Annotated in this window: 14 protein-coding genes and 1 pseudogene; 8 read left to right on the top strand and 7 right to left on the bottom strand. The window is 69.1% G+C overall.

Going from position 1 to position 16,480, the window contains the following annotated elements; genetic code table 11:
* Positions 1-180: 180 nt before the first annotated feature.
* Complete coding sequence (locus tag GA0070604_RS02590) at positions 181-1,494, top strand: reverse transcriptase family protein (RefSeq protein WP_128136113.1); 1,314 nt, start codon at positions 181-183, stop codon at positions 1,492-1,494.
* Positions 1,495-1,844: 350 nt separating this feature from the next.
* On the opposite strand, the pseudogene GA0070604_RS34210 reads toward GA0070604_RS02590, so the two are convergent.
* Positions 1,845-2,036, bottom strand: a pseudogene (locus tag GA0070604_RS34210) (IS110 family transposase); the annotation flags it as partial.
* A 464-nt stretch (positions 2,037-2,500) separates the two neighbouring features.
* Between GA0070604_RS34210 and GA0070604_RS02585 the strand changes: the two are divergent.
* From GA0070604_RS02585 to GA0070604_RS02570, 4 genes are read left to right on the top strand one after another with little or no spacing between them, the layout of a single operon-like run.
* A complete protein-coding gene (locus GA0070604_RS02585; RefSeq protein WP_091113541.1) occupies positions 2,501-3,226 on the top strand; it encodes an ABC transporter ATP-binding protein in 726 nt (241 codons plus the stop codon).
* The gene (locus tag GA0070604_RS02580) at positions 3,223-3,993 is read left to right on the top strand and encodes an ABC transporter permease subunit (protein ID WP_091113538.1); all 771 of its coding nucleotides are present in this window, start codon (positions 3,223-3,225) and stop codon (positions 3,991-3,993) included. The genes GA0070604_RS02585 and GA0070604_RS02580 overlap by 4 nt, the downstream gene beginning before the upstream one ends.
* Before the next feature lie 13 nt (positions 3,994-4,006).
* Positions 4,007-5,353 (top strand): sensor histidine kinase, encoded by a 1,347-nt coding sequence (locus GA0070604_RS02575; RefSeq protein ID WP_244161718.1) that lies wholly within the window; start codon positions 4,007-4,009, stop codon positions 5,351-5,353.
* A gap of 14 nt (positions 5,354-5,367) precedes the next feature.
* Positions 5,368-6,012, top strand: coding sequence for a response regulator transcription factor (locus GA0070604_RS02570; RefSeq protein ID WP_091126855.1), 645 nt, complete (start codon positions 5,368-5,370; stop codon positions 6,010-6,012).
* 83 nt (positions 6,013-6,095) lie between these two features.
* On the opposite strand, the gene GA0070604_RS02565 is transcribed toward GA0070604_RS02570, so the two are convergent.
* Positions 6,096-7,403, bottom strand: a complete 1,308-nt coding sequence (locus GA0070604_RS02565) for an alpha/beta hydrolase (RefSeq protein WP_141721217.1) — start codon at positions 7,401-7,403, stop codon at positions 6,096-6,098.
* A 432-nt stretch (positions 7,404-7,835) separates the two neighbouring features.
* Here GA0070604_RS02565 and GA0070604_RS31570 point away from each other — a divergent pair, with 432 nt between their 5' ends.
* Positions 7,836-8,696, top strand: a complete 861-nt coding sequence (locus GA0070604_RS31570) for a DUF11 domain-containing protein (RefSeq protein WP_141721216.1) — start codon at positions 7,836-7,838, stop codon at positions 8,694-8,696.
* A gap of 391 nt (positions 8,697-9,087) precedes the next feature.
* Here the strand turns inward: GA0070604_RS31570 and GA0070604_RS02550 are convergent, their stop codons facing one another.
* Both GA0070604_RS02550 and GA0070604_RS02545 read right to left on the bottom strand, forming a co-directional pair.
* Positions 9,088-9,567 (bottom strand): hypothetical protein, encoded by a 480-nt coding sequence (locus GA0070604_RS02550; protein WP_091113524.1) that lies wholly within the window; start codon positions 9,565-9,567, stop codon positions 9,088-9,090.
* A gap of 726 nt (positions 9,568-10,293) precedes the next feature.
* Entirely contained in the window at positions 10,294-10,893 is a 600-nt protein-coding gene (locus GA0070604_RS02545; RefSeq protein ID WP_091113520.1) for a TetR/AcrR family transcriptional regulator, read from the bottom strand.
* 94 nt (positions 10,894-10,987) lie between these two features.
* On the opposite strand from GA0070604_RS02545, the gene GA0070604_RS02540 reads away from it, so the two are divergent.
* Entirely contained in the window at positions 10,988-11,956 is a 969-nt protein-coding gene (locus tag GA0070604_RS02540; protein WP_091113516.1) for an NADP-dependent oxidoreductase, read from the top strand.
* 152 nt (positions 11,957-12,108) lie between these two features.
* On the opposite strand, the gene GA0070604_RS02535 is transcribed toward GA0070604_RS02540, so the two are convergent.
* The 3 genes from GA0070604_RS02535 to GA0070604_RS02525 form a co-directional block, all read right to left on the bottom strand.
* On the bottom strand, positions 12,109-13,410 hold the full coding sequence (locus GA0070604_RS02535) for an NlpC/P60 family protein (RefSeq protein WP_091113511.1): 1,302 nt from the start codon (positions 13,408-13,410) through the stop codon (positions 12,109-12,111).
* A 20-nt stretch (positions 13,411-13,430) separates the two neighbouring features.
* Positions 13,431-14,132, bottom strand: coding sequence for a C40 family peptidase (locus GA0070604_RS02530; protein WP_091113507.1), 702 nt, complete (start codon positions 14,130-14,132; stop codon positions 13,431-13,433).
* 561 nt (positions 14,133-14,693) lie between these two features.
* On the bottom strand, positions 14,694-15,443 hold the full coding sequence (locus GA0070604_RS02525; RefSeq protein ID WP_167363388.1) for a hypothetical protein: 750 nt from the start codon (positions 15,441-15,443) through the stop codon (positions 14,694-14,696).
* Positions 15,444-15,676: 233 nt separating this feature from the next.
* Here GA0070604_RS02525 and GA0070604_RS02520 point away from each other — a divergent pair, with 233 nt between their 5' ends.
* Positions 15,677-16,378 carry a hypothetical protein gene (locus GA0070604_RS02520; RefSeq protein WP_091113502.1) on the top strand — a complete coding sequence of 234 codons (702 nt, stop codon included), beginning with the start codon at positions 15,677-15,679 and terminating at the stop codon, positions 16,376-16,378.
* The last annotated feature ends 102 nt before the right edge of the window (positions 16,379-16,480 follow it).

Below are 16,480 nucleotides of genomic sequence, written 5' to 3'. Positions count from 1 at the left end.
GTGTCCCGAGCTGACCAGGCCGCTCCCCCACGCGGGGTCCGGTCACGGTCTCTCCGGGGCAACCCCGGGGACGCGACACTCACCTCGGCAGCACACCACAGGTGCGTCGGCACGCTCCGCGAGCCTGTGCACCCGCACGACCGGGCATCGTCGGGACACGCTGCCACCATCGGCCCGATCGTGACCACCAATCACGCCCTGGCCACCGCGCTCGCCGACGCGTTCCTCGCCGGCAAGGGCTGGCGCCGTGCCGATCTCGTCGACCAGGGTGGGCTCGTCCTCGGCGTGCGACGCCGCTGGCTGTGGCCGGTCGCCGACGCGGTGCTGGCCGCCTACCCACGCCCACCCACCGACCGGCCACGCGAGCTCGCCACGTTCCTGAGCACCCTCGACCCGCTGCGCGCGGCAGTCGCCGCCGCCCGCCAGCACCAGCGGCCGATCGTCCTCCACACGCGCCCAGTGACGCCGACCCGCACCGTCCGCCGTCCCTGGCACAATCCGGTCATCGACACGGTCGGCGACCTGGCCGCGACGCTCGACCTGAGCATTGAGTACCTCGACTGGTACGCCGACCGACGCGCCATGAACCGACGCGCCACCGCCCACCGGCTGCACCACTACCACTACCGCTGGACCGCGGGTGGCCGGCTCATCGAGGCACCGAAGTCCCGGCTGCGCGCCCTGCAACGCCGGCTCCTCACCGAGGTCCTCGGCCCCATCCCGGTCCACCCCGCCGCCCACGGCTTCGTACCCGGCCGCTCCGCCCACACCTTCGCCGCCGCCCACACCGCACAGCCGGTCGTCGTCCGGATCGACCTGCTCGCCTTCTTCACCCACATCCCCGCCACCCGCGCCTACGGACTGTTCCGCACCGCCGGCTACCCCGAACCCGTCGCCCACACCCTCACCGGACTCTGCACCACCCGCACCCCGAACCCCGTCCTGCGCCGCGCACCCACCGACCTACCGGAGCGGGCGGCGCGGCTCGCCGCGCTGCGCACCGGTCACCTGCCCCAAGGCGCGCCCACCTCACCCGCGCTGGCGAACCTGTGTGCCTACCGACTCGACCGACGCCTCACCGGCCTCGCCGACGCCTTCGAGATCACCTACACCCGCTACGCCGACGACCTCGCCTTCTCCGGCGACCTCACCACCCGCCGCATCCACGACCTGATCGCCGCCGTCACCCACATCGCCCGCGACGAGGGCTTCGAAGTCCACACAGGTAAGACCCGTGTCCGTGGCCGAGCCGACCGGCAACTCCTCGCCGGACTCGTCGTCAACCACCACCCCGCCACACCACGCGACGACTACGACCGGCTCCGCGCCATCCTCCACAACGCCGCCCGCACCGGCCTCGCCGCGCAGAACAGGACCGGCCACCCCGACTTCGCCCAATACCTCATCGGGCGAGTTGCCTGGGTCGGTCATCACCACCCGGCACGCGCAGCCAAACTCACCGCGCTACTGGCCCAGGCACTCGCGGCACCGTAGACTGACGCGGCGCGGCAACTTCGCGAGATTTGGCAAGGACGCGTCGAACCGACCGAGGCAGGACCTGAGCAGGACTTACGCCTATTCTGCTGATCTTCAGCAAGCGAGCACAGCAAGGACCGCGTGCGACCCATTAATATGCAAGAAGAATAGGAACCGGCAGGTAGTCAGCCTCCGGGTACAGATAGAGCGTCGTCTTAGGAAACCGTTGCTCTATCCCCTGAGCTACGAGGGCGCGAGCGCTCAGTCTAGCGACCGGGGGGTTCATCTGGGGTGGCAGGGAGTGGCCTACGTTCACCCACGTCACCCGGCCCCCTGTTCTCCCAGCCCAGGACCACACCCGTAGTCCCCGCAGACAGGCCGGTGGTGACGTCGACTGCCCAGCAGACCGGCCGGCCGTACGTCGACACCTCGGCCCTGACGGTGAGCAGCGCGGTCTCGTCGTTGTGACTCGACGGGAGTAGACGAGCCGGCCGTCGCCGTCCAAGGCCGCGACATGGTGGGGTCTTGCCGATGTCCACGCCGATCCACAGCTTCGCCACCGTCGTGCTTTCCTTCGTTGATCGGTTCTCTCGGATGGCCCTCGTCTGCGGGTTCGGGTTTGCCGGCACCATCTACCAATGCGATCAGGGTCGCGGATCTCCATCAGCGGTCTACCGAATCTCACAGACGACGAAGCGGCGGTGGCATCCCCTACCGCCAGCCAAACGACCTCGGCGAAACACACCAGCCATCTCCACTCCCGGCCTCGCGGGCACGGCAACCCCGAGCCTGCCGCCGTCGCCGGCAGGAACCCCGGACACGATGTGCGAGACAGGCGCCACCCGGAGCCGGCGGTGCAGAGGGCCGCAGCGCGCGGGTACGAGCTTGCCCTACGGGCGCCCAACTGCGGGCCCGCCACCGACTCGGAGCCCATGCCGCTACGGTTCGCTGGGGGGAAACCACCAGGCGGAGCCGGGTGGTTTCCGGCTTCTGACTGCGGACGGCGTTGCCTAACGTCGATCTTGTGATCGAACTACGGGAGTTGACCAAAAGCTACGGGGGCCGGGCCGCCGTGGACGGGCTGAGCGTCCGGGTCCAGCCGGGGGTGGTGACCGGCTTCCTCGGCCCGAACGGGTCCGGCAAGTCGACGACGATGCGGATGATCCTGGGCCTGGATGCGCCTGATCACGGCCAGGCCCTGGTCGTCGGCACCCGGTACGCGGACCTGAACTGGCCGTTGAAGACCGTCGGCGCGCTTCTCGACGCCGGGGCGTTCCATCCCGGTCGCAGCGGCCAGGCGCACCTGGCCGCGCTGGCCGCGAGCAACGACATACCCGCGTCCCGGGTCGGGCGGGTACTCGACGTCGTCGGCCTGTCCGACGCGGCGGAGCGGCGCGCGGGTACGTACTCGCTCGGCATGCGTCAGCGGCTCGGGATCGCGGTGGCGCTGCTCGGCGACCCGGGGGTCCTTCTGCTCGACGAGCCGGTCAACGGGCTGGACCCGGAGGGCATCCGCTGGATCCGGGACCTGCTGCGTGGGCTCGCCGCCGAGGGCCGGACGGTGTTCGTGTCCAGCCATCTGATCGCCGAGATGGCGCTGACCGCGGACCGGCTGGTGGTCATCGGCCGGGGCCGGCTGCTGGCGGAGACCACCGTCGCCGAGCTGGCGGGGCGCCACGACAACCTGGAGGACGCGTTCTTCCGGCTCACCTCGCAGGCCACCGACTACCGCGGAACGGAAGTGTCATGAACGGATACGGATTCCGGCAGGTGGCCCGGATGGAGTGGATCAAGCTGCGGAGCGTCCGGTCGACGTGGTGGCTGGCGTCTGCGACGGTGGTCGCGATGGGCGCGACCGGGGTCGGGGTGGGCGTCGGCTACCGGTCGCACACCCCGGTCGCCACCGCCGCCCAGATCCTGAACAACAGCCTCAGTGGGGCCATCCTGGCCCAACTTCTCCTCGGCGCGCTCGGTGTCCTGGCGGTGACCGGCGAGTACGGCACCGGGATGATCCGCTCGACGCTCGCCGCCGTACCGCGGCGCCGGACTGTCCTGGCCGCGAAGGCGGCGGTGTGCGGCGGCGCGGCTCTGGCCGTCGGCCTGGTCGGGAGCTTCGCCGGATATGTGGGCGGGCAACTCGCGATCCTCGGCACCGCCATCCCGGCCGCTTCCCTCGGGGACCCGGCGATCTCGCGCGCGGTCCTGCTGACCGGTGGGTATCTGGCCGCCACGGCGCTGATCGGGGTGGGTATCGGGGCGGTGGTACGGCACTCGGGCGCCGCGATCGGCGCGCTGTTCGGGCTGATGTTCGTACCGGTGATCGTGGTCGGCATGTTCGGCGAGAGCGGCATCATGGTCGGACGCTTCGTGCCGCTGCTGATGCTGCTCAACTCGGTCGCGGTGACCTCGCCGATACCCGGGCTGTTCGCCGGGTGGATCAGCGTGCTGCTGATGTGTGGGTACGCGGCGGTGGCGATCCTCTGCGGCGGCATTCTGCTCCGCCACCGTGACGCGTGACCGACGACGACGCGTGACCGACGACAATGGGCCGATGACCGCGCTGCGCGCCCCGTTCACCACCGTGGCGCTGCGCCGGGCAGTGTTCTGCGTGGTCGGTGTGGCCAGCGCGGTCGCCGTCCTGGGCGTACCGGCGATCGTGCCGGGCCTCGGCGTTCTCGTCCTCTGGGCGACCGGCGCCATGTCCCGGGAGCCGGCCCCGACCATCGCGCCGCTGTTCCTGGTGCTGTTCCCTCTCACCGTCGCGCTCCTGGTCGTGCTGGCCGCCCCGACCGGACGCGCGATGGGAACCGTGCACCGCCGGCTCGCGTCCCGGTTGCTCGACGTACACATGGAAGCCCCACCACCCCGGCCGTCGCGGCGGCTCGGCGCGCTGGTCGCCGACGGGCCCGGCTGGCGTGCCGTCGGGTACGGCCTGCTCAAGGTGCCCCTAGCCATCCCTCAGGGATACGGCGTGTTCTGCTACGTGCTCGGTCCGGTCAACCTCAGCTATCCGCTGTGGTGGCCGATGTTCCGCAACCATCCGCCCGGCACTCAGCTGGGACCGGTGTGGGCGCTAACCCCGTTCGGTCCCCTCGGCACGCGGACGTTCGCCGGCACATTCCCCATCGCCGCGGCCGGTCTCGCCATGCTGCTGGTCGCGCCGTGGCTGATGCGGGCAGGCACGGCAGCGGACGTGGCCGCGATGCGCTGGTTGCTCGGTCCACGCCGGCTCATCGAACGGGTACGGGAGCTCCAGGTCAGCCGGGCCCGCGCGATCGATGACGCGGCCACGATGATGCGCCGGCTGGAACGGGACCTGCACGACGGCGCGCAGATCCGGCTGGCCACGCTGGCCATGAACCTCGGCATGGCAAACGAGAAGCTCGGCACCGACGGCCCACCGCCCGACCTCGCCCAGGCCCGCGAGCTCGTCGCGCTCGCCCACCGCGGCGCGAAGGACGCCCTCGCCGACCTGCGTGACCTGGTGCGCGGGATCCACCCGCCGGTGCTCGACAACGGTCTCGGCGACGCGCTGGCGACGCTCGCCACCAGCAGTGCGGTCCCGGTCAATGTGCACGTCGGGCTGCCCGAGCGTCCGGCGCCCGCCATCGAGACCATCGCCTACTTCTGCGCCGCCGAGCTGCTCGCGAACGCGGCCAAGCACAGCCGCGCGACCCACGTCGAGCTCGGCGTCGTCGGAGCCGGCGGGCGCTTGACCCTGACCGTCACCGACGACGGCGCCGGCGGGGCGAACCCGGACGGCCCTGGCCTGACCGGCCTGGCCCGCCGCGTTGCCGTCGTGGACGGCCGGATGCGCGTGCACAGTCCGGCCGGCGGCCCGACCCGGGTCGAGATCGAGCTGCCCACACAGGTGTGAAGGGAGGCGACGGCATGCGGGTGGTGATCGCGGAGGACGCCGCGATGATGCGCGAAGGGCTGGTCCGGCTGCTCACCGACCGGGGTTTCGAGGTGTGCGCGGCGGTGGCCGACGCGGACGCGTTGCGGTCCGCGGTCGCCGCCTTCGTGCCGGACGTGGCCGTGGTCGATATCCGGATGCCGCCGACACACACCGACGAGGGGCTACGCGCCGCGATCGACATCCGACACGACCATCCGCAGGTTGGCGTGCTGGTGTTCTCGCAGTACGTGGAGACCCGCTACGCGACCCGCCTGCTCGCCGACCGGCCCTCCGGCGTCGGGTACCTGCTCAAGGACCGCGTCGCCGACGTCGCCGACTTCGTGGAGGCGCTGACCCGGGTGGCGTCCGGCGGCACCGCGTTGGATCCAGAGGTGGTCGGCCACCTGATCCGGGCCGGACAGGACACAGTCGGGCTGACGTCTCTGACCCCACGGGAGCGTGAGGTGCTCTCGCTGATGGCCGAGGGCCGGTCCAACGCCGGGATCGCGGCGGCCCTCGTCATCACCCCCGGCGTGGTGGAGAAGCACGTAGCGAACATCTTCGCGAAGCTCGGTCTGCCGCCCTCGGACGGCGACAACCGCCGGGTGCTGGCCGTTCTCCGCCACCTCGGCGGCTGACGGCCACGTGGCCCGGCCACCATCACGCGTACCCCTCTGGCCGGCAGCCGAAGTGGCTGCCAGCCGGCGGGAACGCTTTCGCGTCAGGGGACGAAGGTGACATCGCGCAGTCGTGGCGAGGGACCGTCCAGCACGTGACCGTCCCGGCCGCGTAGCCACCGGTCGAAGAAGGCGGCGACCAGGGCTTCCTCGGTGCGGACGGCTCGGGTCGACTGGATGCTGCCGATTGCCTCGGTGACAAAGCTGTCGGGAAGGCCGAGCTGCCGGGCGATCTGTGGAAGCAACGGCACGGTGTCCTTGTAGGAGTCCTCGCTTTTTGCGCCGTCGAGCCGCAGGTCGACATGCCAGCCGCTGCTGTTGTCCCACAACATCCGCCAGGACGGCGTCTGACGGTGGTCTGTGCCGGGGTCGCCCACGAACATGAACGGGCGGTCCAGGCCGCGCCGGGCCACGGGCCACAGCTGGATGGGATCCGCGATGACCGGCGACTCGATGCTGCCGCCCATGTCGATCGCGGCCCTGATACGGGAGTCCTCGCTCATGGCCTGCAGGGCGCTCAACCCGCCTGCGGAGACGCCGAACATGCCAGTTCGGTGGAGATCCAGGGCACCGACGACGCCCTCGGGAAGCGGCCTGCCCTCCGCGTCCGGATTCGTGCCCCCGTTGAGAGCCGCCAACTGGTCGAGCACGAAGCGGGTGTCCGCGATCCGTGTGCCGAACACCCTGGCCGCCAGAATCTGGAACTCCTCGGGCCGCTGCGCCTGCCCGAACAGCTCCGGCAACACGGTGTCGACGACCCGGCCGTCCGGGAACTCCACCTCGGACGCGTCGTAGGTGTGGTCGAGGGTCACCACCACGTACCCGCGGCTGGCCAGGTCCTGCACCAGAGTGGTGCCCCAGGTCCGCGGGTCGCCGGCACCGGGTGAATACAACACCACCGGGAACGGTCGCTTGTGCCGCGTCACCGGCGCGCCCCGGTGGCCGCTGGTCCGAGTGGCGGCGAAGTCCACCGCGCCCGCCGGTATGCCGTACAGGCTGGCGCCGGCGCCGGCGGCGCTGCCGAAGTGGGCCGCCGCGCCGGGCGTCATGTGCGGCGCCAGCGGGAAGCGGCCCACGTCCCCGGCCGGGTACCAGAGGCTGACCATCAGCTCGCGGTGGGCCGGGGTGGCCATCCACAGGTCGGTACGGGAGCGGTCGATCAGGTGCAGGTCGACCGTACCCACCGGATACGGCCCCGTCGGCGCCGGCAGTCTCAGCCGGACCGGCCCGTCAGCTCCCGACTGGGCGTGCGGTACGACGTTGCGGGAGGCGGACGAGGGTGCCGCGGACGCGACCGTGACACAGCCGACAATCAACGAAGCAAATATGACTGTGCGGAATCTCCGTATCATGAGCAACTCCTCAGGAATTCAGGGCTGCGCCTGCGGCTGCCCTTCATCGGCCTCACGCTACGAGCGCCACCTGGTTCGACAAAAGGCAGCTTTCACCCACATTCATGCCGGGGATAACCCTCACCGCCATACGACGGTGCGAGTTGTTCGCGCCATGGAGTCGGTGACGAGGCGGCGAAAGCAACGGCGCGCGCCAGGGATCATGATCTTTGATCCCGGATGACCCGAAGTGGCGCCTCACAGCAGGCATGCCATCTTCGAAGATTCCAACGAGGTTGGTGGGCTGCGGCCCACGTCGGGTGGTGCGGAAGCTGACTGACCTCGGCGGGTCGCCGGGTTCAGGGTGCCGCGCCGTCGAGGGGATCGCCGACGGCTTGACGCATGACCCGCCCGATCCGGGAGGACGAATTCACGGCCATATAATCGACGGCTATGTCCGTCCTCTCTCGTCGCCTCGCGGCCATCGTGACCGGAACACTCATCGCTTTTTTCGCCATGCCCGGCGTCGCGCAGGCGGCGGGGGTGGGGCTCGCACCCTACTTCATCGAGTACGGCAGCGGCATGTCCACCTATGTCGGTAAAAGCGGGACCACCACCATCCCTATCGGCGTCATGACCTGGGGCAAGGGCACCGCGAAAAGCGTGAAGCTCACCGCCGACCTGTCGGGGATCACGAACAAAGTGGACATCATTGCCGTCAGCTCGCCGTGCAAGCGGTCCGGATCGAAGGTCACCTGCAATTTCGGCACGAGGAAGATCAAGGGGCAGAAGAAGATCGCCGCCTCGCTGTCGCTGCGGGCGAAGGCACGTGCGCCCATCGGCCGGGCAGGCACGGTTCGCCTCACGTTGACTGCGAGCCCTCGGCCGAGCACCAGCAAGGTCAGCGGCAAGGTTGACGTACGGCCCGAGGTCGCCGACCTGGTCATGACGTCGACGGTGCCGGTCGCTCGGATCGGGCAGACGGTCACCATTTCCCACAAGGTGGTCAACCGCGGGCCTTCGAAGGAGCCCTGGGTGTCGCTCAGCGGCGACGTCCAGCCCGGCACGAAGTTCGTCGGCGGTGTCGGCTGCACCACCACCAGTCGCACCTTCAACTGCGACTTCTCAAACCTCGCGGTCGGGCAGAGCCGGGTGGTCAGCGTCAAGGTCAAGGTGACCGGCTGCGACAAGAGTCGAGGGACGTCGGGCGGCGGCACAGGCTGGGTCATCGCACTCCCTGATCCGAACATTTACAACAACAACCTCAGCGCTCGGGTGAGGGTGGTGGGTTGCCCCGGGCCCACCGGCGCGTAGTCCGGCTCAGGCAGATCATCGGCAGCGGCGACAGCGCGTTCAGAGGGCGGTTCGGACGTACAACGACCGGCACGACCGGGCGGTGATCGGCGGAGCTGGTCCGACAGCCGACGGTGCGGGGTGAGCCGGGAGGCACGGGGCAGCCACGCCAGGCGGGCCGAGCAGGGCATGAGCGGCGGGGCCAGCCACCCGGTCGGATCAGGAACGCGGCGCGGGACATGTAACCGACCCGCGCCCACCCGGACGGCGCATGATCACGGAGTGACATGCCGCCCGGTCATGCTTATCCATGCCTCGTCGTCATGTCCGTTTCACAATTCCCACCGTCTGTGCGGTCTCCGTGCCGTTCCCGCGGGTGTGCCCGGCAGGGCCCACCCGCGGAGTCGGCCGGTCAGAGGTTGGTCCGCCAGCCGGACTTCCAGCCGGACGTGAAGACGCAGCCGATCCGGATCCAGCCGCCTTCGTTCTCGTGGTTGGTGCACACGTACTCGCGGTGGACCTGGGTCTTCCCGTAGTACCGGTACACGTACCGGTGATTCTCGCAGTGCAGCATCCGGTACGCGGAGGAAAAGCCGCGGTAGTCGTAGATCTCCTTCGAGGTGACGTTGCCGTCGAACCGCGAGGCGAGCTTCTTGGTCTCGTAGTGGCGGTTGGGCTGCAGCCTCACGGTTCCGGCGGTCCGGACGAAGCTGTTCTTGCCGCACGGGCCGGCGATGTTGGCATTCTTCTTGTAGAGGAAGTACGGCATTCCGAATACCGGGCCGCTCTTGGCCTTTGCCTGGCTGATGCCGGCGACTGCGGCGGTCCCGCCACCGATGACCAATAGCGCGATCAGCAGCGGAACCATCCGACGCTTGACGAAGTCGATCATGACGCTCCTTCAGATCAGAAGAGTGAAAGCGTCGCCGCGACCCCGGGGCGCCTGCCGGTCCGACGACTCACTCAGTCAACCGCGCACCGGCCGTCGTCAGCACCCGCAATCAGGTACGGGACAATCCCGGCCGGCTGTCTCGAACGTTTCGCAGGAATTCGGGAAGCGGCGCCCTGACCCGGAACAAGCGCATCGGTGGAATTGCTGTTCTCACCGGAGCCCACCGAGTGATCGCACGGAACCGTCCCGGACCGTACGGGTCAGTCGCGAACCATGGACCGCCCTGGCCAACATCTGGTCCCGTCCGGGACGGCCTACGCGGACCAGCATTCCATAAGCAAACGTCCGGGACGTACCGACCGCCCATGGATTGTTTACGGCTCCGGACGGACCTTTCGCTAAAGCCTTGGCACAGCTTCGGGTGCGCCGACGTTGACCATTTCCACCTCCGGGAGGGATGGCCGACGTTCTCGTCCCAGAGGCCAGGGGCCGCTCGCACTCGCTCTGTCCGGCACCGTCATCGATGCCGGCGTCACGATGCAGGCACCACCCCGTACGTATTCAGCCTGAGGTGATGGTCCGGGGTCGCCACCATGGTCCCGGAAATAGTCGTCAGGTGATTCCGAGTGCCAGCCGGCGGGCGGTGTCGTTGGCGTGATGGCGATTCGCGGCGGCAACGTTGGTCAGGCCCGCAAAACCGTGCCGGCCCAACTCATCAATGCCGGGTCAAGGAACGGCTGGCGACGGGTGGGGCAGCGGGTGGGCGCCTTCCGGGCGTAGGCCGTCGAAGATGATGGCGAGGTATCGCCGCCACAGGTCGGGCGGGGCGTCTGGCACATAGCTGGTGACGTGGTTGGGCGCGCACATCAGCAGGATGACGTCGGCGCCGGTGACGTCGGCTCGTACGTCGCCATGCTCACGAGCCCGATCGACGAGCTTGTGTACGGTGCGGAACATCTGCTCGCGCGCCCTGGTCACCTCCGCGTTCAGCTCGCCGGCCTCCTGCAGGAACGAAAGGTCGCGCTGCTGTTGGTGATCCGCGGCGATGGTGAGGAACTCCAACAGGGCGGCGCCGGGTTCCGCCGCGTCGAGCAATTGTTCGCCGACCGCGTTGAGCTCGCCGATCCGGTCGAGGACGATCGCGGCGAGCAGGTCGTCCTTCGTGGCGAAGTGGCGGAAAAGGGTGCCCTTGCCGAGACCGGCGCGGCGGGCGATGTCGGCGACCGAGGCAGCCAGGCCACGTTCCGCGAACTCGTCGGCGGCGGCCGCCAGTAGCAGCCGCCGGTTGCGGGCGGCGTCGGCACGTAACGGGCGGGCGCTGGTCACGTTGCCACCCTAGCAAGTTGACCGGCCGGTCCGGTTATTGCTAGCTTCACGATCACTAACATGACCACGCGGTCCGCTTATCTGGAGGAAACGCATGAAGGCAGTTGTCGCGACCGGCTACGGGCCGCCTGAGCAATACACGGTGGCGGAGGTGCCGACCCCCCGGCCCGGACCGGGACAGATCCAGGTCCGGATCGCCGCCGCATCGATCAACCCGGCGGACGTCCGGCTGCCCAGCGGAGATTTCCGCGACGCCGTGCCACTGGAGTTTCCGCACGTGCCGGGCAACGACTTCGCCGGCACGGTCAGCGAGGTCGGCGCTGGCGTGACGGCCTACCAGGTGGGCGACGAGATCTTCGGTCAGGCTGTGCCGCGGGCGCTGCGGGCGATGGCCGGTGCGGTCCGGCCGTCGCTGAGCACCGGCTCACTGGCCGAGTACGCGGTCTTCGAGGCCGACACCCCGTTCCTGGCGCACCGCCCGGCCGGCCTCGACATCGAGCATGCGGCCGCCCTGCCCACCGTCGGCCTGACGGCACGGGCACTGATGGCCACCGCCATGGTGCAGCCCGGGGAAACCGTCCTGGTCGTCGGCGCGACCGGCGGAGTCGGAACCGCAGTGCTCCCGCTGCTCGCCGCCGCGAGGGCGCGGGTGATCGCCACCGCGACCGCCGCTGACGCCGACATCCTCCGAGCTCTCGGCGCCGACGAAACCATCGGGTACGCGCAATCCGGGTACCCCTCGGACGTCGACGTCGCCTTCAACCTGACACTGCCGAGTGACCACCTTGCCGAAGTCGCAGGCGCCATCCGCCCGGGTGGGCGCCTCCTCACGATCACCTACCCGGTACCCCGGCAGGACTGGATCGGCCGCGACGACGTCGGTCTGCATTTCGTGCTGGACATGGACGGCACCTTCGGCGGGATGCGCGAGGTCGGCGAACTGGCGGTCAGTGGCGAACTACCGGCCACGATCGGGCACCGCTACACCCTCGACCAGGGGGCTCAAGCATGCGTCGACTTCGTTCGCCGGCACACGACCGGGAAGCTTGTCGTCACGATGTGAAGCACACTGCCATCGGTAGCTGAGCGACGTGGGCCTCGGACGGTACTCGGGGGCGTGCCCGGACGGGCAACGGCGTGACCCGCCGGATGGCGTCGGACGCCTCGGGGTGGTCTTCTCGACATCGAAGACCACCCCGAGTACGGGTACCGACGTCAGGGCCGTTGGCAGCCGCCGTCGCCGGTCGCCCCCGGCTCGCCCGGCTCCACCACGCCGGGCTTGTCGGTCACGTCGGTCGGCACGACGGAGACGACGCGCTGGTCCACGGGGTCGGTGTCGAGGCAGTCGTCCGACGAGTCGGCACCGCCCTCGTCGCCCGCGTCACCGGCCGGGTCCTCACCCGCGTCGGCCGTCCCGTCGTCGCCCGCGCAGTCGCCGGCCCCCTCCGTCTCCTGCCCGCTGTCGGTGGTCTCACCACCGTCCGCATCCTCACCACCGTCCGTGTCCGGCTGCTGCTCGTCCTCGGCGCCCTGGTCGCCCGTGTCGTCCTGCTCGCCCTCCGTCTCCTCGCCGTTTCCCCCGTCGCCGCCATCGCCCCCGTCGCCGCCATCGCCCGCGTCGTCGCCGTTCTCCGCGTCGCCGTTCTCCGCGTCGCCGCCCTCCCCGGTGTCGCCGCCGTCCCCCACATCGTCAGCGTTCTCCGCGTTGTCGCCTTCGGGGTCCTGCTCGGTGCCGTTGTCCTGCTCCGGGTCCGCCGCCTGGTCGCGTTCCGCGTCCTGGCCGCCGTCCGCGTCTGACTGCTGATCGCCAACGGCCTCGCCGCCCTCGTCGCCCTGGTCGTCGGCTGCCTCCTCGCTCTCCGTCGCGTCCTGGGCCTCGTCGGATCCCTGATCGTCCGAGGTCTGGTCGTCGGCCGGTGGCTGCTCGGTCTCACAGGCCGTCGAGCCGTCGGCTGGCTCCTCCTCCTCCGCTGGCCCGCCCCGTGGCTCAGGTACGACGACCTTGACAGGCTCGATCGTCGGACGGACGGCGAGGTTCTTCATCTGCTTGCGCCGAGCGGCCCCGATCTCGACCAGCTTTATGGTTTTCGAGGATGCCTTGCCCGTGGCGAAGATCATCCGGTTGTCGCCGGCGTAGATGCCAACCCGGTCCACCCCGTCGCCACCGGAGTCGAAGAAGAGAAGGTCACCAGGCTTGCGCTTCTTGACCGGCACCGTCCACTTCCGCTTGGCCGCGTAGCGGTATTCGGCGGCCGGGCTGCGGTAGCCCTCCTTCAGGCCGGCCTTGCGGTAGGCGTCGTAGGTCAACCGGGCGCAGTCGCTGCCGTCGGACTTCGTCCCGGTCCACGTACATTTCTGGTCGACGTGTTGCTTGGCGTGGCAGAGCGCCTTCTGGTTGACCGTGCCGGTGCAGCTGGGTGCCGCATTCGCGAAACCGCCGGCGACCGCGAGGACTCCCGCGATCAGAACACCGGCGAACAACAGCGGAAGGAATTTGGTGATTCGCGTCGTCATCATGTCAGGTCCAATTCAGGGCATCAGTTGAACGGAACGACCACAACCGGGGCCTGCTCGGGCTCGGTGCGCGGCCGGGTGCTGCCCTTCGGCTTCGCGCTCGGCTTCTTCTTCTCCGCCCCGTCGTTCGACTTCGGCGAACCGGAGGAGGGACGTACCGCCGACTTGAGCATGTGGCTGCGGTAGTACGAATTCAGCTTGGTCTCGACGACCTTTCCTCTGCCGCTGGACGCGTGGACCATCTTGCCGTTCCCGACGTAGATGCCCACGTGGTCGATCTCGCCGCCGTCCCAGTTGAAGAAGATGAGGTCACCGGGGCGAAGATTCCGGGTGGAGACGGTCCGGCCCTTGCTCACCCCGTAGCTGTACTGCCCGGCCGCAGTGCGATAACCCCAGTTGAGCCCGGCCTTGTCGTAGGCGTAGTAGGTGAGCCCGGAGCAGTCGAAGGAGCTCGAACCCTTGCCGCCCAACACGTACGGGTCGCCGATCTGCGCCCGGGCCTTGCACACCGCCTTCTCCGCGACGCTGCCGGAACAGCCGGAGCTGGCCTTGGCACTGGCTAGGCCGCCCAGTCCGGCGAGGGTGGCGCCGATGAACGCCAGTGCGAGCAGAAGCTTGAATACGCCCCGCCGACCGGGGCCGCGCGTACCGCGGGTCGATTCCGATGACGAGGACGGCATGGGGCTGCGGTGCTCCGGCGAGATGTTGTTGGGCGACTGTGGCATGGCCTGCTCCTCAAAGAATGTTTGGGCGTGGTGGTGACGAGTGCACCCGTTCGGCGCGGGCCTCGGAAGGTCGTCCGCCGTACGGGACAGCCCCGGTCGCAGCGCCGGTCACGGTGGCCGTCCTGTCTCTGCCCGACCGCCGTACCGTCTTGTGCCGGCCTGTCTGGCGGGAGCGTCCGGCGGCGCCTGTCCCGGCCGGCAGCGGTTCCGTCGCGGTAGCGGGCCACAGCGGAGACCTGCTGCGAGATGGCGAGGCCGATGTGCCGGCAGGGCCTTCGTCCTGGTGCCGGGCCTCGTCCGCGCGGCTCGACTCGGGCAGCGGAGCGAGCCCCACCGCGGAGCCCGGGCCGGCGCGGAAGACACCGCAGGGTGGATCCGGACGGATCCACCCTGCGGTTTGTGGTTCGGTCAGTTGTCGGAGTCGCTGCTACATCCGCTGCTGGCGCTACGCCGCCAGCAGGCTCGTCCGCGAACTTGGCGCCGGTAGTGGCCGCTGCCCGGCTCGGCGCCGGCGGGTCGTCACGTGCGTCGCGGGCTCGGTCAGGACGGGTGCGGATATGTTCAGGACGGGCAGATCTTGAAGGTCGCGTCCGCGTTGTCCGCGCCGTTCTTCTTGTACACCTGCACCGACGCGTCGACGCTCATACAAGCCTCCTGGTTCACTCCGCCGCTATTGAACTTGATCACCTTGCCGCTGTTCGATTGCCGGTAGGAGGCGGCGGCCTTGGAGAACTTCGTCTCGCGCTGAGCGGCGGTGACGTCCCCGCAGCTCCAGGTCGGTGCTACGGCGACCGACCAGGGGGCCCCGACCGAGATGCCGGGGTTGAACGTGCAGTCTGTGGCGTACCAACGCTGGGAGAGTTCGGCCTTGCTGATCTTGACCGCCTTCCCGGAGCCGCTGCATCGAGGCGAGGAAAAGGACTTGGCGGTCATCGTCGGCGAGATGATCTTTCGGTCGGTGTACAACCATCGAGGCTTGCCAAAGCTCCGGGCTGGCGCCTTCTTGTACTGCACCGTGCCGAAGATGGTGATCCGCACGCACGTCTTCACCTTCGGGTCGTTCGCGAAGGCGACCTTGGTGAGGTTGAAATTCTTCGTGACCAGGGTTCCCGGTCGCTGCGCGGTGGAGCTGCTCGACTTGCTGGTGGGCTTCGCCTGCGCGGTGATCGCGGTGGTCGCGAGAGCCGCGAGGATGACGCCCAGGCCGACCATCAGAAGGGACCTCTGGCCCATCATTCGTTTCATGGTTGTTCCTCCGGGTGGGTGTAGTGGCAGATGAAACGCGCGTTGGCTCGCTGCTAGCAATTCCATCGGAACCGATTCACCCCCGTCGCTCCAGACCTGGAAACGTATCGGACAGATCGGGACGGGGAACAGGTGCTCTCGCACACCCGATTGGTCGCGGGACATCGGAACGCGGGACAGGGACACGGGAGCCAGGACAGGACGGAACGCGCGATAGACGAGTGGTCCACCGCGCGGGATTTTTGTCCGGCTCCGTTCCGAACACCGTTTCGGATATACGGAACAATGGTCGACGGTCTTTGCTGATTGCCGAGGCGTCCGGGCCCGGCGCCGACACCCGTCCGATCAGTCACGACCGTGAGGTAGTCATGCGTTCTTTTCGGGAAATTCTGAAGTCGAAGTTCGTCCCGCTCGCCATCGCCGCGGCGGTCATCGGCGGCGGAGCAACCGCCGCTTCGGCGATGGCCTCCGCGGCCCCGGCCAAGAAGTCGGCGTCGTCACCGACGAGTGCCACCGCCAGGGCCGGCGACCGGTGCACCCTGCCCGGCCTGGTCGTCAAGAACACGCGGTACGTCGGTAAGAGCAGGACCTGGCCGATCGGAGCGAAATGGCAGGCCACCGGAAACGCCAAGGGCACCGTGATCAGCCTGCAACATGAGGTCCGGGTCAGTAACTCCGTCTCCGGCACGTTCGGCCTGTCGAAGGGCGTCATCTCGGCGGCGGTCGGCTTCAACGTCGAGAAGCAGCAGGCGGTGTTCGTCAGCTTCGCCTACACCCAGCCGAAGGCCGGCAAGTACCAGCTGCGGGTCACCCCGGTCTACGACTCATATCTGTTCGAGGTCCACAAGAAGGTCGGTACGGTCAAGATCAGGGGAGGCCACCCCGACTGCGTTCAGACCGGCACCTCGAAGGTCCGTACCGGCGGCGCGTCGAAGTACGTCGGGCTGGAAAGCCGCGTCTACCGCCAGAACAAGGCCGGCACGTGGGTGGTGGTCCGCTGACACGACCGTGACAACTTAGAACCGGCGACTGCGGAAGCCGGCTCCGCGGGCGCCGAATCGGGAGGTCTTCCCGTCACATTCGTGGCGGGGAGACCTCCCCGT

Source organism: Micromonospora eburnea (assembly GCF_900090225.1).
In the GTDB taxonomy this organism is placed as follows: domain Bacteria; phylum Actinomycetota; class Actinomycetes; order Mycobacteriales; family Micromonosporaceae; genus Micromonospora; species Micromonospora eburnea.
This window is presented reverse-complemented; position numbering and strand designations above follow the sequence as displayed.